At 67.8% G+C, this 23320-nt stretch carries 20 protein-coding genes; 12 read left to right on the top strand and 8 right to left on the bottom strand.

Going from position 1 to position 23320, the window contains the following annotated elements:
* Window positions 1-85: 85 nt before the first annotated feature.
* The 3 genes from J7J50_RS23575 (at window position 86) to J7J50_RS23585 (ending at window position 2312) form a co-directional block, all read left to right on the top strand.
* Window positions 86-781, top strand: a complete 696-nt coding sequence (locus J7J50_RS23575; protein ID WP_215056087.1) for a glutathione binding-like protein — start codon at window positions 86-88, stop codon at window positions 779-781.
* Window positions 782-994: 213 nt separating this feature from the next.
* Window positions 995-1801, top strand: a complete 807-nt coding sequence (locus J7J50_RS23580; RefSeq protein ID WP_215056086.1) for an MBL fold metallo-hydrolase — start codon at window positions 995-997, stop codon at window positions 1799-1801.
* Between the two features lie 37 nt (window positions 1802-1838).
* Window positions 1839-2312, top strand: a complete 474-nt coding sequence (locus J7J50_RS23585; protein ID WP_215056085.1) for a cupin domain-containing protein — start codon at window positions 1839-1841, stop codon at window positions 2310-2312.
* A 6-nt stretch (window positions 2313-2318) separates the two neighbouring features.
* Here the strand turns inward: J7J50_RS23585 and J7J50_RS23590 are convergent, their stop codons facing one another.
* The 3 genes from J7J50_RS23590 to J7J50_RS23600 form a co-directional block, all read right to left on the bottom strand.
* Entirely contained in the window at window positions 2319-2687 is a 369-nt protein-coding gene (locus J7J50_RS23590; RefSeq protein ID WP_215056084.1) for a metalloregulator ArsR/SmtB family transcription factor, read from the bottom strand.
* On the bottom strand, window positions 2677-3135 hold the full coding sequence (locus J7J50_RS23595; protein ID WP_215056083.1) for an SRPBCC family protein: 459 nt from the start codon (window positions 3133-3135) through the stop codon (window positions 2677-2679). Before J7J50_RS23595 ends, J7J50_RS23590 begins: the two co-directional genes overlap by 11 nt.
* A gap of 89 nt (window positions 3136-3224) precedes the next feature.
* A complete protein-coding gene (locus J7J50_RS23600) occupies window positions 3225-4079 on the bottom strand; it encodes a helix-turn-helix transcriptional regulator (RefSeq protein WP_215056082.1) in 855 nt (284 codons plus the stop codon).
* Between the two features lie 146 nt (window positions 4080-4225).
* Here J7J50_RS23600 and J7J50_RS23605 point away from each other — a divergent pair, with 146 nt between their 5' ends.
* The 4 genes from J7J50_RS23605 (at window position 4226) to J7J50_RS23620 (ending at window position 8435) form a co-directional block, all read left to right on the top strand.
* The gene (locus J7J50_RS23605) at window positions 4226-5218 is read left to right on the top strand and encodes an alpha/beta hydrolase (RefSeq protein WP_215056081.1); all 993 of its coding nucleotides are present in this window, start codon (window positions 4226-4228) and stop codon (window positions 5216-5218) included.
* A gap of 601 nt (window positions 5219-5819) precedes the next feature.
* Entirely contained in the window at window positions 5820-6518 is a 699-nt protein-coding gene (locus J7J50_RS23610; RefSeq protein ID WP_215056080.1) for a response regulator, read from the top strand.
* A complete protein-coding gene (locus tag J7J50_RS23615) occupies window positions 6519-7880 on the top strand; it encodes an ATP-binding protein (protein WP_215056079.1) in 1362 nt (453 codons plus the stop codon).
* Window positions 7881-7982: 102 nt separating this feature from the next.
* The gene (locus J7J50_RS23620) at window positions 7983-8435 is read left to right on the top strand and encodes a CDC27 family protein (RefSeq protein ID WP_215056078.1); all 453 of its coding nucleotides are present in this window, start codon (window positions 7983-7985) and stop codon (window positions 8433-8435) included.
* Window positions 8436-8471: 36 nt separating this feature from the next.
* Here the strand turns inward: J7J50_RS23620 and J7J50_RS23625 are convergent, their stop codons facing one another.
* Window positions 8472-9134, bottom strand: coding sequence for a TetR/AcrR family transcriptional regulator (locus J7J50_RS23625; RefSeq protein ID WP_215056077.1), 663 nt, complete (start codon window positions 9132-9134; stop codon window positions 8472-8474).
* A gap of 29 nt (window positions 9135-9163) precedes the next feature.
* Complete coding sequence (locus J7J50_RS23630; protein WP_215056076.1) at window positions 9164-9610, bottom strand: hypothetical protein; 447 nt, start codon at window positions 9608-9610, stop codon at window positions 9164-9166.
* Between the two features lie 396 nt (window positions 9611-10006).
* On the opposite strand from J7J50_RS23630, the gene J7J50_RS23635 reads away from it, so the two are divergent.
* The 3 genes from J7J50_RS23635 to J7J50_RS23645 all read left to right on the top strand — a co-directional run bounded on the left by J7J50_RS23635 (window position 10007) and on the right by J7J50_RS23645 (window position 16880).
* Complete coding sequence (locus J7J50_RS23635) at window positions 10007-14029, top strand: non-ribosomal peptide synthetase (protein WP_215056075.1); 4023 nt, start codon at window positions 10007-10009, stop codon at window positions 14027-14029.
* A 10-nt stretch (window positions 14030-14039) separates the two neighbouring features.
* Window positions 14040-15440 carry a glycosyltransferase gene (locus J7J50_RS23640; RefSeq protein ID WP_215056074.1) on the top strand — a complete coding sequence of 467 codons (1401 nt, stop codon included), beginning with the start codon at window positions 14040-14042 and terminating at the stop codon, window positions 15438-15440.
* Window positions 15441-15608: 168 nt separating this feature from the next.
* Window positions 15609-16880 carry a patatin-like phospholipase family protein gene (locus J7J50_RS23645; protein ID WP_215056073.1) on the top strand — a complete coding sequence of 424 codons (1272 nt, stop codon included), beginning with the start codon at window positions 15609-15611 and terminating at the stop codon, window positions 16878-16880.
* Window positions 16881-17498: 618 nt separating this feature from the next.
* Here the strand turns inward: J7J50_RS23645 and J7J50_RS23650 are convergent.
* Window positions 17499-19172, bottom strand: a complete 1674-nt coding sequence (locus J7J50_RS23650) for a phosphoethanolamine--lipid A transferase (RefSeq protein ID WP_215056072.1) — start codon at window positions 19170-19172, stop codon at window positions 17499-17501.
* A complete protein-coding gene (locus J7J50_RS23655) occupies window positions 19169-19897 on the bottom strand; it encodes a phosphatase PAP2 family protein (RefSeq protein WP_215056071.1) in 729 nt (242 codons plus the stop codon). The genes J7J50_RS23650 and J7J50_RS23655 overlap by 4 nt, the downstream gene beginning before the upstream one ends.
* 415 nt (window positions 19898-20312) lie before the next feature.
* Here J7J50_RS23655 and J7J50_RS23660 point away from each other — a divergent pair, with 415 nt between their 5' ends.
* Both J7J50_RS23660 and J7J50_RS23665 read left to right on the top strand, forming a co-directional pair.
* Entirely contained in the window at window positions 20313-21026 is a 714-nt protein-coding gene (locus J7J50_RS23660) for a response regulator transcription factor (protein ID WP_215056070.1), read from the top strand.
* On the top strand, window positions 21010-22320 hold the full coding sequence (locus J7J50_RS23665) for a HAMP domain-containing sensor histidine kinase (RefSeq protein ID WP_215056069.1): 1311 nt from the start codon (window positions 21010-21012) through the stop codon (window positions 22318-22320). The genes J7J50_RS23660 and J7J50_RS23665 overlap by 17 nt, the downstream gene beginning before the upstream one ends.
* Here J7J50_RS23665 and J7J50_RS23670 read toward each other — a convergent pair.
* On the bottom strand, window positions 22317-23216 hold the full coding sequence (locus J7J50_RS23670; RefSeq protein ID WP_215056068.1) for an EcsC family protein: 900 nt from the start codon (window positions 23214-23216) through the stop codon (window positions 22317-22319). The two genes, J7J50_RS23665 and J7J50_RS23670, sit on opposite strands and share 4 nt — an antisense overlap.
* Between the last annotated feature and the right edge of the window lie 104 nt (window positions 23217-23320).

Here is a 23320-nt window from a genome sequence, read left to right on the forward strand (position 1 = left end):
TCTCTCGGCTCTGGCCCAATCAGGGCGCCAGGGTACTCCTAAGCTGTGCTCATGGAAGCGGCCCGGTGCCGCACGGAGCACACGCATGATCGACCTGTATCTCGCCGCCACTCCCAACGGCCTCAAGCTCAAGCTGTATCTGGCCGAGAGCGGGCTGGAGCACCGCGCGATCCCGGTGCGGCTGTCGGCCGGCGAGCAATTCCAGCCGCAGTTCCTGGCGATTTCGCCCAACAACAAGATCCCGGCGATCGTGGACCACGCGCCCGCCGACGGCGGCGCGCCGCTGAGCGTGTTCGAGTCCGGCGCGATCTTGCTCTATCTCGCGCGCAAGACCGGCCAGCTGTGGCCGCGCGAAGAACGCGCGCAGCTGGAAGCGACGCAGTGGCTGTTCTGGCAGATGGCGGGCCTGGGGCCGATGGCCGGGCAGGCCGGGCATTTCCGCGCGCATGCGCCCGAGCCGGTGCCGTATGCGATCGAGCGTTACACCCGCGAGGTCAAGCGATTGTTCGGCGTGCTCGACCGGCAGTTGCAGGGCCGCGACTTCATCGCCGGCGATGCGTATTCCATCGCCGATATCGCCTGTTATCCGTGGATCGTGCCGCATGCGGGGCTGGGCCAGAACCTGGCCGATACGCCGGACCTGCAACGCTGGTTCGAGAGCATCCGCGCGCGGCCGGCGACGCGGCATGCGTATGAAGGTGTCGATGATCCGTATGCGAAGACGGCGAATTTTACTGAGGAAGAGCGGCGGGTGTTGTTTGGCTCGGGTGCTGAATCCTAGGCGGCGTTCGCCGACATCTGATCGAAAAGCATCGGGCCTGAAGGCCCTCCCACAAAAACCGAAAAGCATCGGGCCTGAAGGCCCTCCCACAAAAGCGAAAAGCTTTGGGGCTGTAGGCCCTCCCACAAAAGCGAAAAGCTTTGGGGCTGTAGGCCCTCCCACAAAAGATTCCGACGCGTTCTTCGCGCACAGCCAACCTCCATGAGGCCCGCCATGCCCTGCCCCATCTGCGAAACCTGCGGCACCCAGTTCGCCGAATCCTCCGCGCCGCCGGCGCAATGCCCGATCTGCGAGGACGAGCGCCAGTACGTCGGCTGGAGCGGCCAGCGCTGGACCACTCACGAGTCGCTGGCGCAGCGCTATACGCTGAAATTCGAAGACGACGCCGGCGTGCTCGGCATCGGCCTGAGCCCGGACTTCGCGATCAACCAGCGCATGGTCTATCTGCAGACCGGCGCCGGCAACATCCTGTGGGAGAGCCTGGCCCTGGTCACCGAGCAAGCCGTGGCCGCATTGCAGGCGCGCGGCGGCGTGGACCTGATCGCGATCTCGCATCCGCACTTCTACGCCTCGATGGTCGAATGGAGCCAGGCGCTCGGCGGCGTGCCGATCTACGTGCACGAAGCCGACCGCGAATGGGTGCAACGCCCTTCGCCGCTGATCCGTTATTGGAGCGGCGACGAACTGGCGCTGTCCGACGACGTCAGCCTGATCCGCTGCGGCGGCCATTTTACCGGCAGCACCGCGCTGCACTGGCGCCGCGGCGGCGAGCGCGGCGACGCGCTGTTCCCGGGCGATGCGCTGCAGGTGGTGTCCGACCGCCGCCACGTGACCTTCATGTACAGCTATCCCAACTACATCCCGATGAAGCCCGCCGACGTGCGCGCGATGCGCGAGCGAGTGGCGCGCTACGCCTTCGAGGACGTGTACGGCTACACCTGGGGCCGCAACATCCTCGGCGGCGGCCGCGACGCGGTCGATGCCTCGTTCGATCGTTACTTCAAGGCGATCGCGGACTGAGCGACCGCGCCGCCCTCCCTCTACAGGAACCGCGACCATGCAAAGCATTCCGGACGCCATGCACGCCTATCTGCCCGCGCGCATCAGCGCCAGCGCCGATCTGCCGTGGATTCCTTCCTCCACGCCGGGCAAATACGCCAAGCCGCTGCGCTTTTTCGCCGACGACCGCGGCTTCGTCGAACTGTTGCGCATGGAGCCGGGCGTGACCATGCCGCTGCATCGCCACACCGGCGAGATCCATGCCTACAACCTCAGCGGCACCCGCCAGTTGTGCACCGGCGAGTTGATCGGCCCGGGCGATTACGTGTTCGAACCGCCGGGCAACGTGGACTGGTGGAAGATCGTCGGCGCCGAACCGATGATCGCGCTGGTGATCGTGATGGGCGCGGTCGAATTCCTCGGCCCCGGCGACACCGTGCGGCTGCGCGCGTCGGCGCAGACCCAGCGCGCGGAGTACGAGCGCTATTGCCGCGACCATCGCCGCCCGATCCTGGACCTCAGCGACCGCTGAGCCGCTTCAGTCTTCGACGAAGGCCTGCAAGCGCAGCAACGCCTGATCCCAGTGCTGGGCGATGCGATCGAGCGACTGCCGCGCCTGATCGAGCTGCGAGGGCTCGAACTCCCACAAGCGCTCGCGTCCGCTTTTCAGATCGCGCACCAGACCGGCCTCGGCCAACACCTGCAGATGCTTGGTCACCGCCTGGCGGCTGATCTGGGTGCCCGCGGTCAGCTGCGCGATCGACAGCGCGCCGCCCGCGCACAAGGCCACCACCAGGCGCAGGCGGGTTTCGTCGCCGAGCGCGCCGAACACCCGCGCCGACTTGCGCAGCGCGGGGGCCTTGAGCGGCGTGGACGCCGGCCTGGATGGGTCGCTCTTATTCGACATAGCGCTGGATGTTCCCGACCTGCTCGTCCCAGCCGCCGGAATTCATCCGGAACGCCTCTTCGCGCCGCGCCGCCGGAACCTTGTCGAACCCCGATTCGATCACCCGCAGCAAGGTGCCGCCTTCGGCCTCGTCGAGGATGAACTCGACCAGGGTCGGTTCTTCCTGCGAATAGTCCTTCTCCTGATCCACCGCGTAGGGATGCCAGTGGAAGGAAAACAGCCGCTGCGGCTGCAGTTGCTGGACCACGACCTGCATCAGCAGGTGTTCGTAGCCCGGATAAGTGATGTAGCCCTGGGTCACTTGCCCAGGCACGAAGCGCTGGCCTTGAAACTTCACGCCGAACCATTGCCCGAAGGACTCGGCGTCGGTCAGCGCGTTCCAGACCTTGGCGCGCGGCGCCTTGAGCAGAATCTCGCGTTCGATACGATCGTTGCTGGATGCGTTCATGATAGGCAACCTCCTGGGTGCATTTCATCCTGACACGGATGAAATGCAACCGTCAAGTTGCCTATTAACGGACCGGTATCGAAGCGGGCTCAGCCGCTCGCCAACAGTTCCCGGCACAGCTTCGTGGTCGCCTCGTCCATCGGGAAACAGCACTCCACGTGCAGCTCGGCCAGGGTGATGTCGCGCGGCGTGCCGAAGGTGGTGATGGTGGAGAAGAAACGCAGTTCGTGTTCGCCGCGGCGCAGGATCGTGGTCAGCAGCGGCGACGGTGCCGAGTCGAACTGACGGCGGCGCCAATGCGCCGGCACGCCGGGATAGGCCAAGGCTTCCGCGAGCAGATCGCGCGCGACCGTATCCGACGGCGCCGCCGCCACGGCGTTGTGCAGATGGCGGATCAGATCGCCGGCGACCTCTTCCCAGTTGGCCACCGCCGGGCGCAGATCGTTCGGATCGAAAATCTGCCGGATCATGTTGCCGTGCAGATTCGGCCGTCCGTCCATGACGAACTGACCGACCCGCGCGGCCGCTTCGTTGGCCATCACCACGTCCCAATGCCGGTTGAGCACGAAGGCCGGGTACGGTTCCTGCTGCTTGAGGATGAATTCGATCGCGCGGCGGATCTGCGCCAGTTCCGGCGTCGCCAATGCGGTCTCGGGATACTTCGGCGCGAAGCCGGCGGCGATCAGCAGCGCGTTGCGCTCGCGCAGCGGCATGTCCAGCGCGTCGGCTAATCGTTCGATCATCTCGCGGCTGGCCTGGGCCTTGCCGGTTTCCAGGCAACTCAGGTGGCGCGCGGAAATGCCCGCGTCCAGGGCCAGATCGAGCTGGCTCAGGCGGCGCGCGCCGCGCCATTCGCGCAGCAGCGCGCCGACGCCGTGGGCGCGCGAGGGTCGGGACGAGGACGCGCGCGGCGCGGTGGCTGGTGCGAAGTGGGAGGCAGGCATGGCACGCATCATAGAAGCCGCGCGCGGCCGAAACCATGACCTGTCAGGTCATGAAGATTCCACCTGCCGCGTCATTGAGCGCATGACCGGATCGGCGAATCATCGCCTCCCATCGAAACGCCCCGCGGGGCACCGGGAGACAGGTCATGAATCGCAGAAGCTTTATCCAACTGGGTCTGGGCGCGATGAGCGCGATGGGCGCGGGCGTGCTCGCCGGCTGCGCCGGCGGCGCGATTGCCGCGGCGGCGGGCGGGACCGCGAACGGCGCCTGGGACGCGGCGGCGTTCCACGCGGCGCGGCGCTACCTGCCGACGTCGTACGGCCAGATCGCCTACGTCGAACGCGGCCGCGGCCCGGTCGCCTTGTTGCTGCACGGCTTTCCGCTCAACGGATTCCAGTGGCGCGGGGTGATGGCCGAACTGGCCGCGCATCGCCGCTGCATCGCCCCGGACTGGCTGGGCCTGGGCTACACCCGCGTCGCGCAGGGCCAGAGCGTCACGCCGGCGGATCAAGTCGGCATGTTGATCGCGTTCCTCGACAAGCTCGGCATCGACGAGGTGGACGTGATCGCCAACGACAGCGGCGGCCAGGTCGCGCAGTTGCTGGTCGCCGCGCATCCGCGGCGCGTGCGCAGCATGCTGCTGACCAATTGCGACACCGAGATCGACAGCCCGCCGGCGGCGGTGGTGCCGGTGATCGAAGCCGCGCGCCGCGGCCGCTTCGCCCTGGACACGTTCCCGCCGCAACTGGCCGACCACGCCTTCTCGCGTTCGGACAAGGGCATCGGCGTGCTGTGCTTCACCTATCCGCAGCATCCCAGCGACGAAGCCATCGACACTTATTTCCGGCCGCTGGTGGAATCGCCCGAGCGCGTGCGCCTGACCGACGCCTACGCGATGGGTCTCGATCCCAATCCGTTGGCGGGGCTGGAAGCCACGCTCAAGCAGCGCACCCAGCCGGTGCGGATCTTGTGGGGCACCGGCGACAGCATCTTCGCTGCGGCCAGCCCGGACTATCTGGATCGTCTGTTTCCGAACTCGCGCGGGGTGCGCCGGATCGAAGGCGCCAAGCTGTTCTTCCCGGAAGAGTTTCCGCACGAAGTCGCGCGCGAAGCGCTGAAGCTGTGGGCTTCGATGTAAAACGCGGAATCGACCGATTCGTCATGCAAGGTGACGGTCGGGCCATACGCAAGCAGCGATGAGCCGTGCATCATCGCCGCTACGCAAATCGCGATCGCGCCGACGCCGCTGCTACAACGCCGGCATGACAAGTGTCAGCCGCCGCGTGCGTATCGCCATATGGAAATGCATGCCGCCGCGCGTCGTCGCCGCGGCATCGCCGCGCATGCGCTCGCTGCATTGCGCTTGTCTTCGCGCCGATCCGGCGCAATCTCCCAGTGGCTGCGCTAATGTGCACGCTCGTCGCCGCGACCGTCGCGGCGGCGCGCGTCCACGTTCGCGTCGCTCCACGGGCCGATGCATTCGCGCGCCACTGCAACCATCGCGCCCCTGCGAGTATCACTGACAACGTTTCGCCATCGCCCCGCATCTCATGCCCCGTCTGCCTGAGTTCCGCCGCGTTCTCAGGACTTGCCCGCTCCGGGCTTCCCCCTCTATCGGACCCGCATGTTCACACACGCCTCGCCGCCTGACGCTAGCCTCAACGCCAGATGTGTTTATTTGTACCCCCCTAACGGGTCGCACCGGCCGGCGCTACCATGCCGGCTCGCATGAGGTGGCCATGAATAAAGTCCTGCTGATAGAGGACGACGCCCGTCTGGCCGGGCTGATCTCCGAATACCTGCAACGCTACGACTTTCAAACCTCGGTGGTGCTGCGCGGCGATCAGGCGCTGGCGGCGATCGAGGACGATCCGCCGGATGTGATCGTGCTCGACCTGATGCTGCCCGGCATGGACGGCTTCGACGTGTGTCGCCAGATCCGCAAGCAATCGAGTCTGCCGATCGTGATGCTCACCGCGCGCGCGGACCTGTTCGATCAGGTCACCGGGCTGGAAGTCGGCGCCGACGACTACGTCCTCAAGCCGGTGGAACCGCGCCTGCTGCTGGCGCGCCTGCGCGCCATCCTGCGCCGCAGCCAGGCCCAGCCGCAGGCGGCGGGCCCGTCGATGCTCAGCTACGGCGGCCTGCAGATCGACCTGGCCGCGCGCCAGGTGCGCTGGAAGGGCGAAGAGGTCGACCTCAAGACCGCCGACTACAATCTGTTCGTGATCCTGGCCCAGGCCGCCGGCCGCGTGCTCAGCCGCGACGAGCTGTTGCGGCGCTGGCGCGGCATCGGTTTCGACGGCGTCGACCGCACGGTCGATGTCAGCATCTCGCGGCTGCGCCGGCATTTCGCCGACGACGCCCACGAGCCGCGCAAGATCAAGACCGTATGGGGGCGAGGCTACCTGTTCAGCCCGATCGCCTGGGAGGACTGAATGCTTTCGATGCTGGTACGGCTGTACCTGACCGTCGCCGGGCTGCTGCTGTGCTCGATCCTGGTGGTGCAGCAGGTGTTTCCGTACCTGTTTCCGGATCAGTACTCCGAATCGGCCCGGCACGAGTTCGTCGGCGAACTGGCCCTGCTGCGCGACCGCCTCGGCGGCGCCAGCGGCCGCGATCTGGCGCTGCGGCTGGCCGCGCTCAATCGCGAAACGCCCGAGCGCTACAGCCTGATGCCGGCGCCACAGGTGGCCGCGCTGCCCCGGCGCGTGCGCGACGATCTGCTCGCCGGCGGCACCGCCAGCGATCACGGCAGCAGCGAGCATCACCACATCTACCTGCGCCTGGCCGGCGGCGAGGTCGTGCAGATCGGCTACAACGAAAACGATTTTCCGATCCGCTACATCGCCTACCTCACCGTGTTCGCGATGGTGCTGCTGGGCCTGATGATGTGGCTGCAGCCGCACTGGCGCGATCTGGAACGCCTGCGCGAAACCGCGGCGCAGTTCGGCGACGGCGATCTGGGCGCGCGCGCGCGCCTGCGCGGCGGCTCCTCGATCCGCCAGTTGTGCGCCTACTTCAACAACATGGCCGATCAGATCGGCCGGCTGATCCAATCGCAGCGCGACATGGTCAACGCCGCTTCGCACGAGCTGCGCACGCCGATCACGCGGCTGGAATTCGGCTTGGCCAACCTGGCCGACACCTTGGACGATCGGGTGGCGCGGGCGCGGGTGCACGCGCTGCGCTGCGATGTCGAGGAACTGGACCTTTTGGTCGGCGAACTGCTGACCCTGGGCATGCTGGAACGCAACGGCCCGGAGCCGACGCTGGAACCGGTGGAGCTGTCCGCGTTCCTGCGCGCCTCCACCGGCGTGTCGGCCGAGGAACTGCGGATTCGTTCGGCCACGATCGAATGGGCGATCTCGCCGGCGCTGGACGAAGTCAACGTCGAGCCGCGCAGCCTGCGCCGCGCCTTCTCCAACCTGATGCGCAACGCCGTGCGCTACGCCGACAACGTCATCCGCGTCGCCGCCGAACTCGACGGCGAGGACTGGCTGCTGATCGTCGAGGACGACGGCGTCGGCATTCCGCCCGAAGACCGGCGCCGGGTGTTCGAACCCTTCTATCGCCTCGACCGCAGCCGCGACCGCTCCACCGGCGGCTTCGGCCTGGGGCTGAGCATCGTGCGCCAGGTGATCGAGCGCCACGGCGGCGCCATTCACGTGGAAAGCTCAGCGCTGGGCGGGGCCCGGCTGGTCGCGCGCCTGCCCCGCCAGCCGGGGCTGTGGCCGAGCCGGCGCCGGGCCGGCAATGAGGATCTGGACGAACTGGATCATTCTTTCCACATCCAGTGACCCTTTTTTCCATCAGACTACGTTAGCTGGTTTGCAGAGCCCCGAGTTGTGGGCGCCTGCACCCCACGGACTCACGCGGTAACCGGCTCCCAGGAAGGAACCATGATGCATACGGATATGACCCCCCTGCTCGACGATGTCGAGTCGCAGGTCCTGGACTTGGCCAATCAGGCGATCGGCCACCAGGTCAACGGCGAACCCCGCCAGGCCGCGCAACATTGGGCGCGGGCGATCGCGCTGGCCGATACCGGCATGGACGAAGACGAAATCCGCTACTGGCTGCGCAGCGGCCTGGCCGAAGCGCTGTACCAGCTCGGCGACGACGATGCCTGCATCGCCGCCGCGCGCGAAGCGCGGGCCTGGTGCCTGCAGCAGCAGACGCCGCTGGCGGCGCTGCTGCTGGGCCAGTCGCTGTTCCGTTGCGGCCACGCCGAGGCGGCGCTGGAAGCGCTGCGCGAGGCGCAGTCGATGATCGGCTCGCGTTTCTTCGAGGCCATCGACATTGAACACCGCGATGGCATCGCGCAGTTGATGGCGCAGCCGCGCGCGGCGTGAGCGCGGCGGCCGCGCGTGTCGCGGCCGCCGCCGCGCTCAGAACCGCGACCACCACTGCACCGAGCGCTCGAAGTAGCCGATCAGCGTCTGCGCCAGGCGGTGCCTGACCTGGACCGGATCGTCCTGCGGCTCGCCGCAGGCGATCACCCGGTCCACCGCGCTGTGCAGGGCGGTGAAGAAGATCAGCGCGGTCATGCGCGGGTCCGGCGCGGCCCACACGCGCGCGGCGATGCCGCCTTCGAGCAGTTCCACCAGTTGATCGACCACGGGGTTTTCCTGCCACGCGTGGCGGTCGTGGGTGCGCAGATCGTGAAACACCACATCGTGCAAAGCGACGTTGTCGAGATACCCATCGACGCCGGTGCGCACCCAGGCGCGCAGGCGGCCGCTCCAGTCGCCGTCGCGGCACGCGTCCATGGCCTGCGCCGCGCGCTGGCAGAAGTCGCGCACGAAGCGCTCCTGCAAGGCCAGCAGCACGTGCTCGCGCGAGGCGTAGCGCGCGCGCAGCGCGCGAGGCTCCAGGCCGGCCGCGGCGGCGATATCGGCCAGACTCACGCGCTCCAGGCCGCGTTCGACGAACAGGCGCGCGGCGGTATCCAGCGCCGCGGCGCGCACGGCCGCCTCGCCTGTCGCAGCGGCCGCGGTGGCCGGCGGGGATGCGGATTCCGGTCCCGCGACCGGTGACAGGAAGGCCGTCATCGGATTCCTACAAATGAGAACCGTTCTCATCATAGCCGATCCCGGGCGGCCGTGCCGCCTCCCGGCCGGACCGATATCGACCTCACCGTTTTGCCGCCGCGCGCAATCGATATTTCCGCTGCGGCGATTTTTTCCGCAACCGCCAAATACTCACGCAAGCTCACCGGCGTATGCGACGCGCATCGATATTGATCTGAGACGAATCCATTTTGCGAAGTTAAAAGTTGCGCGCGCGCAACGGAAACAAATCCGAAATGATCACAACTCACGCGTGAATTCGAACCGGCTTGCGCCAACCTGTAAAAACAGCCGATTTCCAGGGGAAAACGCATTGTCAGACAAATCCGCGCGCGGCCTACTCCATTCATAAAGGGCTGCATTAAAAGGTTCACATATCCGTCTTGTGATCCGCCTCTCAACGCTCGCGCCGTAAATACTCGACTTGTGATCCGGCTCTCATCCGCCTTGATGGACATGACCTGAGCGCTCGGGGATATTGATTCCGAAGGCCGAACACGCCCATTGGCGCGATCGGGTTTTCGTACACCACGGCTTGCGCGAGCGGTCAGCGTTGCTTCTGGCGCGTTCGTCCAGGCCGATTTCATGCACTCCCCCGCCGTACCCAGCAGCACACATAAGAATTCAGGCCCGCCGTCCGCGCGCAAGCGCCGGATGCACACGGAAGAGGCCATGCCCAGGTGCGCAGCACCGCGGCCATGCTTGTACTTAGTTCGCAACACACACGGAGAGGGGGCCACTCGTAAGAACGGGTCGGCCGCAGGCTCGCGCGCGTCGAACACCACGCGCCGACGGACGTTGCGTCCGTTGGCCGTAGGCGGCGTGCGCTCCGGCGGCCGCTCAAAGGAAGCGCCATGAACGACGTCCATCCCCCCGGCCTGCCCCTGACCACCGCACAGCGCGGTCTGTGGGTGGGACAGAAGCTCGCCTCGGTCGAAGCCACACTGAATATCGCCGAAGCGGTTGAAATTCATGGACCGATCGATCCGACGCTGTTCCAACGCGCGCTGCGCCAGTTCGCGCAGGACGCCGAAGCCACGCGCGCATGCATCGTCGAACACGGCGGACTGCCGTACCAGATCGTGCGCGAGCACTATCCGTTCGAATGCCCCTACATCGACTTCAGCGGCGAGGACGATCCGCGCGCGGCCGCCGATGCCTGGATGCAGACCGAGCTCAACCGGCCGGTCGATCTCGCCCACGATCCGCTGTGGGTCGGCGCGATCCTCAAGTACGCCGACGATCTGTACTGCTGGTACCAGCGCGCCCACCACACCGTCTACGACGGTTTCAGCGGCGGCATGGCCGCCAAGCGCCTGAACGAGCTCTACAGCGCCTACATTGAAGGACGCGAGCCGGAACCGGCCGACTTCGGCACGGTGGCTTCGCTGGTGGAGATGGAAACCAGCTACCGCCAATCCGATCGCTATCGCCGCGATCGCGAGTACTGGCTGGAACAACTGTCCGACCTGCCCGAAGCGGTCACCCTCGCGCGCCGCCGTGTGCGCAATGGCGGCGGCCTGCGCCGCGCCAGCGGCCATGTGTCCGAGGCTTCGCGCGAACGCCTGGCGCAGATCGCGCGCGATTGCGGCGTGAGCCTGCCGCAGGTGCTGATCGGCCTGATCGCCGCGTACTACCACCGCGCCAGCGGCGCGCATGATCTGGTGTTCGGCATGCCGGTCACCGGCCGCGTCAATCACGCCATGCGCAGCACTCCGGGCATGGTCGCCAACGTGGTCGCGATCCGGCTGAAGTTCGAGCCGGACATGCACATGTCGGATTTGTTCGCGCAGGTCTCGCGCGTGGTCAAGTCGGCGCTGCGTCATCAGCAGTACCGCTACGAAGACCTGCGCCGCGACCTGGGCCTAGTCAATCCCGACCAGCACATGGCCTGGCTCGGCATCAACATCGAGCCCTACGACTACGGCAGCTTTGGCGGCCACCGCGCCAGCGGCAAGAACCTGCACAACGGCAGTGCGGAAGACCTGATGGTGTTCGTGTTCGACCGTCTCGACGGCAACGGCCTGATCATCGATTTCGACGCCAATCCCACCTTGTACCCGGCCGCGCACCTGGACGAACACCGGCGCCGGCTGATGCGCCTGATCGATTCGGTGCTGGCCGATCCGGCGACCACGCTCGGCGCGATCGACGTGCTCGGCGACGACGAGCGCCAGCAGGTGCTCAACCACTGGAACGACACCGCCGCGCCGCTGCCGGGGACCACCGCGCTGGAGCAGTTCCAGCAGCAGGCCGCGCGCACACCCGATGCGATCGCGGTCGTCGCCGGCGAAACCCGGCTGAGCTATCGCGAACTCGACGAATCCAGCACCCGCCTGGCCCAGCGCCTGATCGCCGGCGGCGTGCGTCCCGACGACATCGTCGCCATCGCCCTGCCGCGCGACGAAGTGCTGATGGCGGCGCTGCTGGCGGTGTGGAAGGCCGGCGCGGCGTATCTGCCGCTGGACCCGGAAGCGCCGATGCAGCGCATCGCCCTGACCCTGGACGATGCCGCCCCGCGCGCGCTGCTGACCACGCCGAACTTCGCCGGCGCCTTCGGCGGCCGCGATCTGCAGGTGTTGTTCGCGCACGAACAGGACGAGCACTACGACAGCGACGCCGCCGCGCCGCTGCCGCTCGCGCGCGGCGAGGCCAACGCGTATCTGATCTACACCTCCGGTTCCACCGGCGTGCCCAAGGGCGTGGAGCTGACCCATCGCAATCTGTGGAACTTCCTGCAGGCGATGCAGCAGCAGCTGCGGCCCGCGGCGGACCAGCGCTATCTGGCCCAGACCACGATCTCCTTCGACATCGCCGGCCTGGAGCTGTTCCTGCCGCTGACGGTGGGCGCGAGCGTGGTGATGGTCACCGGCGAGGTGACGCGCAACCCGCTCGCGCTGGCACGGGTGATCCGCGAACAGCGCATCGACGTGATGCAGGCCACGCCGTCGTTGTGGCGCATCCTCCTGACCGGTTCGGACATCCGCCTGGACGAGGTGCACGCGCTGGTCGGCGGCGAAGCGCTGCCGGTGGAACTGGCGCAGCGGCTGACCCAGATGGCGGCCAAGGTCACCAATCTGTACGGGCCCACCGAAACCACGGTGTGGTCCACGGCGATGGAACTCACCGCGCAGGACCTGGACGCCGGCGCCGGCATGGCGCCGCCGATCGGCCGCCCGATCCTCAACACCCAGGTCTACGTGCTGGACGCGGCGCGCAATCCCATGCCGGTCGGCAGCATCGGCGAGTTGTACATCGGCGGCGAAGGCGTGGCGCGTGGCTACCGCAACCGGCCCGAACTCAACGCCGAGCGCTTCCTGCCCGATCCCTTCAACGCCGCGCCCGGCGCGCGCATGTACCGCACCGGCGATCTGGCGCGCTGGCGCGAGGACGGGGTGATCGAATACCTCGGCCGCGTCGATCAGCAGGTCAAGATCCGCGGCCATCGCGTCGAGCTGGGCGATATCGAAACCCATCTGCGCGCCCTGGACGCGATCGCCGAGGCCGCCGTCGCGCTGCATCGCGATCCGGTCGGTCATCTCACGCTGGCCGCCTACGTGGTGCCGGCCGCCGCCGCCCAGATCGACAGCGAAGCGGTGCGGCGCGTGCTGTCCGCGCGCCTGCCCGACTACATGGTGCCGTCGGTGTATGTGGAACTGGCCGAGCTGCCGCTCACCCCCAGCGGCAAGCTCGACCGCAAGGCGCTGATCCCGCCGGCGCGCAACCGGCAATCGACCTACGTGGCGCCGCGCAGCGAGATCGAACGCAAGCTGGTGACGCTGTGGCAGCAGATCTTCGGCATCGAGCAGATCGGCATCCACGACAATTTCTTCGAGCTCGGCGGCGATTCGCTGAGCGCGGCGGAACTCATCGCCACCTTCCCCAAGCACTTCAATTCCGAACTGTCGCTGGGCGCGTTGTTCGAAGGCTCGACCATCGCCAGCCTGGCCGCGTACCTGGAACGCAGCGGCGGCGAGAACGATCCGCTCGGCGCGGTGCTGTCGCTGCGCCCGACCGAACATGAGCGCCCGCTGTTCTGCATCCATCCGGTGACCGGTTTCAGCTGGGCCTACGCCACGATGCTGCGCCACCTGGATCAGCTGCCGGTGTATGCCTTGCAGTCGCGCGGTCTGCGCGGCGGCGGCGCGCTGCCGGGCAGCATCGAAGAGATCGCCGCGGACTACATCGCGCAGATGCGCAAGATCCAGCCGCACGGGCCGTACCGCCTGCTCGGCTGGTCGCTCGGCGGCCTGATCGGCCACGCCATCGCCGCGCAGTTGCAGCAGACCGGCGAGCGGGTGGAGCTGTTGGCGATGATGGATTCGTATCCCTTCGTCGCCGAACCGGTCGAATCCAGCGAAGCCCAGCAGGCGCTGGCGGTGCTGAAGTTCCTCGGCTTCCATCATCGCGCCAAGGACAACCCGCCGCAGGACATGCGCAGCCTGGCCGATCTGCTGTGCCAGGAGTACGAGGTGTTCGCGATCCCGCTGGTGCAGGAGATCATGAAGGCCGACGCCAAGCTGATCGAGAACGTCGCCGCGGTCACCCGCAACAACCTGACGCTGGCGCGGCGTTACCGGCCCACCTCGATCGACGCCGACGTGGTGTTCTTCAACGCGCGGCTCAAGGATCACGTCGATCTCGACGGCCTGCTGCACTACCACGCCCACGCCTGGCAGCCCTTCGTCGGCGGCAACATCGAAGTGCACGACGTGGATTGCCATCACCAGACCATGCTCGAGCCGCGCTCGGCCGCGCACATCGCGCGGGTGCTGCGCGAACGCCTGCAGGCACCGCACGCGGAGCCGCAGCGCCGCGAAACCCCGCTGCCGGCCCAGGTCGGCGCCGCGCCGCTCGCGATCGCCGCCTATTCGTAAGGAGATGCATGTGTCCGCCACTCCACTTTCCGTTTCCGCCAACACCCAGGCCGCCAACAGCGACACCACGCCCGGCGCGATCGTGATCTTCACCGTCGGCACCCAGGGCGATGCGCGTCCGTGCATCGGCCTGGGCCAGGCGCTGCACCGCGCCGGTTATCCGGTGCGCATCGTCACCAGCGAGAACTTCGCCCCGCTGGTGCGCGAAGCCGGGCTGGAGTTCTGCGGCATCAGCGCCGACTTCAGCGATCTGCTGACGAACAATCCCGAGACCGTCGACAAGGCGCTCAATCCCTGGTTCCTGGTCCAGCACACGCGGGCGAAGTTCGCCGAGTGGGCCGCGACCTGGGCCCAGGAAGCGCGGCCGGTGTGCAAGGGCGCGTCCTTGCTGATCGGCACCGGCATCGTCACCCAGTTGGCGAAAGCCCTGGGCGAAGCCGAAGGCGTTCCGTTCCTGCAGGCGCACCTGCAACCGTTCACGCCTTCGCGCAAACTCTCGCCGCTGTCGTTCTGGTCCAAGCGCGAATTCCCCGGCTGGTTGAACATGGCGCTGTTCTCGGTCATGAAGCTGCTGGCCTGGTACACGCTCAAGCCCGCCGTCAACGGCGCGATCCGGCCGCAGCTCAAGTTGCCGCTGTTCCCGTGGTACGGGCCGTTCTTCGACAAGGACCCCGAGCGCATGCGGGTGTTGTACGGCTACAGCCGCCACATCCTGCCGCGTCCGGACGACTGGCCCGAGCAGGTCTGCGTCACCGGCAGCTGGTTCCTCGATCAGGCCAACGAATGGCAGCCGCCGCAGTCGCTGACCGACTTCCTGGCCGAAGGCGAGAAGCCGATCTACATCGGTTTCGGCAGCATGCTGGCCAACAACGCGGAAGCCTTCACCGACATCGTCGTCGATGCGGTGCGCCTGAGCGGCCGGCGCGCGGTGCTGGCGACCGGCTGGGGCGGGCTGCGCCGCGACGCGGGGCGCATGGACGATCAGATCTACGTGATCGAAGCCGCGCCGCACGACTGGCTGTTCCCGCGCATGGCGATGGCGATGCATCACGGCGGCGCCGGCACCACGGTGGCGGCCGCGCGCGCCGGCATTCCCTCGGTGTTCGTGCCGTTCTTCGGCGATCAGCCGTTCTGGGCGCGGCGCATGAACGAACTGGGCACCGCGCCGCCGGCGCTGGACCGGCGCACGGTCAATGCCGAGCAGATGGCGCAGGCGATCAACGACGCTCTGCAGCCGCAGCGCATCCAGACCGCGCGCGAGCTGGGCGAGAAAATCCACGCTGAGAACGGCACCGCGACCGCGGTACGAATCTTAGGGGAGTGGGGACTGCTACCGCCGTTGCGCGGCAGCGACGTGGCGACGGCGCCGGCCGCCGCACCGGCTGAGCTGGAGCTGGTGCAGGTAGCCTGAGCGACCGCCTCGACCAGGGGCGCGAGCGCTCCGGCCTCTCTCTTACCGAGAGGGGCCGGAGCGCGGAGCCTATCGAACACCGATCCTGAACACCGAGACGCTTTCATCGGACAATGACCGGCTGGCCGCGCGATGCTGTCGTCGCGCCGCAAACCCGGGAGCGTTCGCATGAAGAGCACCGACGTCGAACTCGAACGCCTGCGCATCCGCCGCGAGGCGCGCCGGGCCGAGCTCGCCGCCGCCAGCGGCGGCGCCAAGGACCGCGAAGGCCGCGCCCTGTGCCTGTCCGGCGGCGGCTACCGCGCCGCGCTGTTCCACCTGGGCGGCCTGCTGCGGCTGCACGAGACCGGCGTGCTGGCCGGCCTGGGCATGGTCAGCTCGGTGTCGGGCGGCAGCATCGTCTCGGCCTGGCTCGCCTGCCGGTATCTGGATACGCGTCGCGACGAACACGAAAGCTTCGCCGCCTGGAGCGACCGCATCGATTTTCGCGCGAGCGTGGTCGAGCCGTTCCGCGCCGTGGTCGCGCGCGACCTGCGCACCTGGCCGGTGCTGGCCACCGCCGCGCACAACGGGCTGTGGCCGTCGCACCGCATCGCCCTGCTCGACCGCGGCTATCGGCGCATGTTCGGCGAGCGCCATCTGGACGAACTGCCGGAAACCCCGTCGTTCGTGTTCTGCGCGACCGACCTCACCTTCGGCGTGAACTGGGAATTCTCTCGCCGCCGCGTCGGCGACTACCTCGCCGGTTACCTGCGCGACGGCGCGCAACGGGTGCGGCTGAGCTGCGCGGTGGCGGCGTCCTCGTCGTTTCCGCCGGTGTTCGGCCCGGTGCGCTTCGAAGCCGCGCCCGGCGACTATCAGCGCGGCCATTACCAGGGCGACGACGCCGACGAACTGCGCGCGCGCATCGAGCTCAGCGACGGCGGCGTCTACGACAATCTGGCGACCGAACCGACCCTGCGCCGCTATCGCGAAGTGCTGGTGTCCGACGCCGGCGGCCCGTTCGTGTTCGAAAGCAAACGCTGGTGGCTGCAGCGGCTGATGCGCTACACCCAGGTCATGGGCAATCAGGCCGAAGCGCTGCGCAAGCGCCTGTTCTTCGGCCAGGCGCGCAGCGGCTCGATGATCGGCGTGTACTGGGGCCTGACCAGTCATCGCGACGAAGGCGCCGATGGCTACAGCCCGGCGCTGGTCACGCAGGTGATCGGACAGATCCGCACCGACCTGGACCGTTTCCTCGATGTCGAATTCGAGGTGCTGGTCAACCACGGCTATTTCGCCTGCGCGGACGCGCTGGGGCAGGACAACGGCTGGGTGTCGCGAACGGCGATGCCGCCGGCGTGGCCGTATCCGCAGCGCGCCAACGAGAGTCAGGTGCGGCGCTGGTTGCGTCGCAGCCATGCGCGCGTGCTGCATCGGCGGTGGTGGGGATCGACTTGATTCGCGTGGCTGTGGCTGTGGCTGTGGCTGTGGCTGTGGCTGCGGCTGCGGCTGCGGCTGCGGCTGTGGCGGTGACGGTGGCTGCGGCGGTAGGCGGTAGGCGGTAGGCCACAACCTTACGTCGAACTGCTTTTGCTCGTCATTCCCGCGAACGCGGGAATCCAGGGCCTTTCGTGCGAGAACGCCTGAAGTCACTGGATTCCCGCCTTCGCGGGAATGACGACCTGGAAAGATGGCGCTGAAGTCTCTGGATTCCCGCCTTCGCGGGAATGACGGACTGGAGAGATGGCGCTGAAGTCTCTGGATTCCCGCGTTCGCGGGAATGACGGCCTGGAGAGATGGCGCTTAAGTCTCTGGATTCCCGCGTTCGCGGGAATGACGGTCTGGGGAGATGGTGCTGAAGTCTCTGGATTCCCGCCTTCGCGGGAATAACGGTCTGGAGAGATGCCGCTGAAGTCTTTGGATTCCCGCCTTCGCGGGAATGACGGTCTGGAGAGATGCCGCTGAAGTCTCTGGATTCCCGCCTTCGCGGGAATGACGGCCTGGAGAGATGCCGCTGAAGTCTCTGGATTCCCGCCTTCGCGGGAACGACGAGCAAAAGAGACTTCGAACCGGCTCTTAACCCTTCGCCACCGCCCTGCTATCGCACGGCGCGAACAGATCCAGCCGCTTCTGATACACGCCGGTCTCCACCTGCATCAGCCCCAGCACCGAGTGGAACAGGTTGTCCTGGCTGGCCGGGCGCGCGGCTTCCTTGCGCAGGCACTGCACGTCGAGCCCGCGCGAGGCGCTGAAGCCCGGCGAGAACCACATCACCATCGGTACCCGGGTCTGAGTCTTGGGCGCGATCGAGTACGGCACACCATGCAGGTACAGGCCGTTCTCGCCGAGCGACTCGCCGTGATCGGACAGATAGATCATCGCCGTATCGCGCGAAGTGTCCTGGGCCAGATAGCGGATGGTGCGGGCCAGGAACTCGTCCGTGGCCAACACCGCGTTGTCGTAGGCGTTGACGATCTGCTCGCGGCTGCACTGGCCCAGTTCGCTGGTATCGCAGGTCGGGCTGTAGCGGCGCAGGCGCTGCGGGTAGCGCTGGTAATAGCTCGGGCCGTGGTTGCCCAGCTGATGCAGCACCACCACCGCGTCGCCCGGCTTGGCGCCGATCTTCTCGCGCAGGCCACCCAGCATGACTTCGTCGAAGCAGCCCTCGGCGGTGCAGAACTTCGGATCGGTGCCGTGTTCGAACGACTCGAACGGCAGGCCCTTGCACACGTTCTTGCAACCGGTCTGGTTGTCGCGCCACAAGGTCTGGATGCCGGCGTACTCGAGCACGTTGAGCAACGACTCCGAGCCCTGGATGCGGTCCTTGTCGTAGTTCTCGCGGCCGTAGGGCGAGAACATGCACGGCACCGACACTTCGGTGCTGCTGCCGCAGGCGGTCATGTCGGGGAAGTTCACCGGCGCGATGCGCGCAAGCTCCGGCGTGGTCTGGCGCTCGTAACCGTTCAAGCCCCAGTTCTGCGCGCGCACGGTTTCGCCGACCACGATCACCAGCAGGCGCGGCTTGCTCGCCGCCGGGCGCGCGGCCATGCGCGCGTCGGTGCCGATGGGCGTGCGTCCGCGCGCCTGCGAGGCCGAATCGTCCAGCGCCACCCGGGTCAGCGACACCAGATAGTTCGCCGGCGTCACCAGATGACGGATTTCCTTGTGATTGCGCAGCAGCGCGGAAATGTCCTGGAACGAGCCCATCAAGGCCAGGCCCGCGACCAGCAGCGACGCCGCCAGCAACCCCAGGCGCAGCAGGATCGAGCGGCCCAGCGGCGCCACCACCAGCTTCACCCGCCACAACAGCAGCGCGGGCAGCACGCCGTACAACAGCATCGGCAGGATCAAGCCGGCGGTGACCAGTTCGCGCGATTCCTTGCCGTCGGACTGGAGCACGTTGCGGACCATGCCCGTGTCCAGGTAGATGCCGTACTGGCTCATGAAGTGGGCCGCGCCCGCGGTCACCAGCAGCAGCACCGTCAGCAGCGGCTTCACCGTCCAGCGATTGAGCAACACGCCGAGCAGCAGCATGGTGATCGCCACGATCGCCACGAACATGCACACCGCCACCCAGGCGCCGTGCGCGGTGCTCATCGCCCCGGCCGCCGACGCCGCGCGCCAGAACGCGTTGTTGGCGAAGGTGGCGAAGAACAGGCTGGCCAGCGCGACGATGGTCTCCACGCGCGCTTGCGGCCGATAGGCGAACCAGGCCGGCCAACGCGGTTGAGCGCGGGTCGCGACGTTCATCGGCCGGCGCTCCGCAGCAACGGCACCGCGGCCGGCGCCGTCGCCGGCGCCTCGCGCCGCGCCATCGCCAGATACAGGGCCAGCGCGACGAACCAACTGATTCCCAGCGTCCACACGTCGTGCGAGAGAAAATGCGCGCCGCGCAGTTGCTGCGACACACCGAACAGCAGGCCCAGGCCCAGGCCGATCGCCAGCCCGGCCCAGCGCAGCCGCGGCTGCACGAACAGAAAGAAGAAGTACAACGCGACCCAGGAATAACCCGCGCTGGCATGACCGGCCGGGAAGCAGATGCCGCGCTCCAGTCCCGCCGGACGCGCGTCGAACAGGCCGAAGTAAGCGTTGGCGCCGCCGTAGCGGCTCAGGTCCCAGGGGCAGTCCATGTTGGTCAGCGACTTCAGCCCCGAAGCCAACATCACCGCCAGCAGCGTGGACACGAGCAGAAACGCCAGCGGCCGGCGCCATTCGCGCAGCGCCGGGCGCACCCGCGCGAACAGCCAGAACGCGAACACGCCCAGCCACGCCGCGGTGCTGGCATCGCGGCCGAAGCGATGGATCAGGTGTTCGGTGAGGAACGAGTTCTGCAAGGCCCAGCGCCCGCCTTCCCAGGCGTAGAAACGATCCGCGAGCCAGAAATCGCCGCCCAGGCCCATGCTCAGCAGCGACAGCGCCAGCAGCGCCGCCAACGGCCACAGCGCATGGCCCAGCAGAAAACGGCGCGCCGTCATGCCCGGGGCGAAACCGGGCAAGTGGGAAGACGCGGCCACCGGCGGACGGGGCCAGGAAACAGGAAAATTCATCGGCGCAGCGGGCTCGAAAGGCGGCGGACGGTCCACGCGATGCCTGAGGCAGCGTCAAACCGGGCTGCGGCGATGATCGAAACCTCGCTGTCGGAGAGCGGTCGGAGCCGAGTTGAGGCTTCGTTAAAAGCCGCCCGCGGCGAGGCCGGAGCGCCGGCGCCGTTCAGCCGGCGGCACGGAACCGGCCCGGCCCGGCGCGACCGACCGCCCGATTCCGACAAGGTTCCGACGGCGTGGCCGGCAGGCTCGCGGTCTGGGCTTGGGGAGCCCATCGAACGCCCTGCGCGGCACGCGGATGGGGCACTATCGCTATGCCGCGCCCAGCGGCGGGAGAAACCGGCGCATGCGCCTGCTGGTGGTGGAAGACAATCGCAATCTGGTCGCCAATCTCTTCGATTACTTCGAAGCGCGCGGCTACACCCTCGACGCCGCGCCCGACGGTCCCACCGGCCTGCACCTGGCGGTGACCCAGCGCTACGACGCGATCGTGCTGGACTGGATGCTGCCGCGCCTGGACGGCCGCGAAGTGCTGCGCAGCCTGCGCGAAGAGGCCGGCTCGGACGTGCCGGTGCTGATGCTGACCGCCCGCGACGAACTGCCGGACAAGATCGCCGGCTTCCGCGCCGGCGCCGACGACTACCTGACCAAACCCTTCGCCCTGCCCGAACTGGAAGTGCGCCTGGAAGCGCTGGCCGCCCGCGCCGCCGGCCGCGGCCGCAGCCGGGTGTTGCAGGTCGCCGATCTCAAGCTCGATCTGACCACCCTGGAAGTCAGCCGCGGCGGTCGCGCCCTGCACCTGTACCCGGCCTGCCGCAAGCTGCTGGAAGTGCTGCTGCAGTCCAGTCCCGGCGCGGTCACGCGCGAGCGCCTGGAGCATGCGCTGTGGGGCGACAGCCCGCCCGACGGCGACATGCTGCGCTCGCATATCTACGAACTGCGCCGCGCGGTGGACGGGCCGTACCCGGTCAAGCTGATCCAGACGCTGCCGCGGGTGGGCTACCGTCTGGCCGTGCCGGCCGATGCAGCAGAACGCGGACACGATGGCGACGCCGACTGAGTCCCCGCCCGACAAGTCCAAGCCCGGGCGCACGACGCGCTCAAGCCTGCGTCAGCGCATCCTGCTGGGCTTGTTCGGCTATACCGCGCTGCTGTCGATCGCGGTGGTGGTGCAAGGCTTCATCGTCAACGAACACGCCGAGCATCTGGTGTGGACCTCGCTGATGGACACCGAGCTCGACCACTTCGTCGAGCGCAGCCGCATCGACGCGGATTACCGCTGGACCGACACCGAGGCGCTGAGCCTGTACGACGACGCCACCCGGCCGCCGCCGCCGGAACTGCGCGGCCTGTCGCCGGGCATCCACGACGAAGTCGACTACAACGGCCTGGAGCACGTGGTGCTGGTGCGCGAGGTGGACGGCCGCCGGCTCACCCTGGCGCTGGACATCGACGACATGGAGCATCGCGAGTTCGACCTCGCCCTGACCATCGCCGGCTCGGCCATCACCACCTTGTTGCTGCTGTGCGTGGTGATCGGCTGGGGCGTGCGCCGGCTGGTGCGGCCGCTGAGCAACATGGCCGAACGCATCGGCAACCTGCAGCCCGACCGCGCCGGCCAGCGCGTGGAAGTGCCGGAAGCGGCCAGCTCGGAACTGGTGGTGATCGCCGATGCGGTCAACGACTACGTCGAGCGCAACGACCGTTTCGTCGAGCGCGAGCGCGCCTTCATCGACAGCGCCAGCCATGAATTGCGCACGCCGATCGCGGTGATCGCCGGCGCCACCGAAATCGCCCTGGACGCGAACGACCTGCCGCAGGGCACGCGCCACCAGCTCGACCGCATCCGCCGCACCGCCCGCGATGTCGAGCAATTGATTTCGCTGTTGCTGGTGTTGGCCAAGGACCCCGAGCGCCTGACCCGCAGCAGCGACCGCTTCGCTCTGGATCAACTGCTGCCGGAAATCGTCGAAGACCATCGCCACCTGACCCGCGACAAAGACCTGACCCTGTCGCTGGCGCCGATGCCGCATTGCCAGATCGTCGCGCCGCTGCAGATCGTGCAGGCGGCGATCGGCAACCTGCTGCGCAACGCGATCGAGAACAGCGACCGCGGCGAAATCACCATCCGGCTCGAAGCGGACGCGACCTTGGTGATCGAAGACCCCGGCCACGGCATGACGCCGGAAGAGATCAGCGCGCTCTACACCCGCGTCGCCCGCGGCGGACGCGGCGGCGGCGGCATCGGCCTGGACCTGATCTCGCGCCTGTGCGAGCACCTGGGCTGGAGCCTGCGCTTCGATGCGACCGAACGCGGCACGCGCACGACCCTGGCGCTGCGCAGCTCGGTCTAGGCCGCCGCGCCGCCCTCAAGCGACGCCGGCACGCCGCTCTTGAGCTCGCGATACGCGCGCTCGACCGGTTCGGCGCCGTATTTGCGTTCCAGCCGCTTGACGATGAAATGGCCGCGCGCCATGTCCTGATAGTGATTGGTGAACAGCACATTCATCGTCGCCGCGGTCGCCGCGCCGAGCACCGGCACGATCTGCGCGGCGGTCTTCTCGGTGATGATCACGCCGAAACGCGTGGCCACCGCGTCGATCAGCTTGGCCAGCCACGACGCCGCCTGCTTCTTGGCGTAGGCATGGGTGACCTGTTCGGCGCCGCGATGGCCGACCCTGTGCACCAGTTCCTTGGTCGCGTTCTTGGTCAGCTCCGACAACACGCCGCGCGACGCGTAATAGCCGGGCTCGGATGCGTCGTCGTCCTTGCTGTTGCCGCCGAAGGCGAACACTTCCACGCATGCGGCCTGTACCCACGGGTCGGACACCGAAAAACCTTCGCTGCGGGCGATGTCGGCGACCGAGCGCATCATGATCACCGTGGTCACCGGCAACTCGACCGCCAGCCCGGCCAGGCCGAACAGGCCGCCGGCCGCGCCGGACACCGCCGCGGCCAGTTTGTGGGTCTTGGTCGAAGAGCCCTTGCTGGGCACGTCCTTCACCGTCCACAGCGCCGCCGACGCCGCCTTGTGCAAGGCCGAATGCACGGTCTTCTGGATGCGGCTGTGGGCGAAGTTCGGCAGCTTGGACATGCCGAACTCGATCGGCGCGCCGGCCAGCGCCGCCATGCGCGCGGTGATCGACGGCGTTTCCAGTAACGCGACCGCGCGCTTGAGGTCGGCGCGGTCCTGGGCGTCGTTCAAGATGCGCTGCGCGTCCGCCTGCTCGTTCGATGGATCTTGCCGCATCACGCTCGCCTCGCTCGCTCTCGACGGCCCGCGCCGCGACTGTGTGCAACATAGGGGCGGGCCGGGGCGGCGACAAGTTGCCGCACCGCGATCGCCGCCGTTTC

This window comes from Lysobacter sp. ISL-50 (genome assembly GCF_018612875.1).
Lineage (GTDB): Bacteria > Pseudomonadota > Gammaproteobacteria > Xanthomonadales > Xanthomonadaceae > Lysobacter.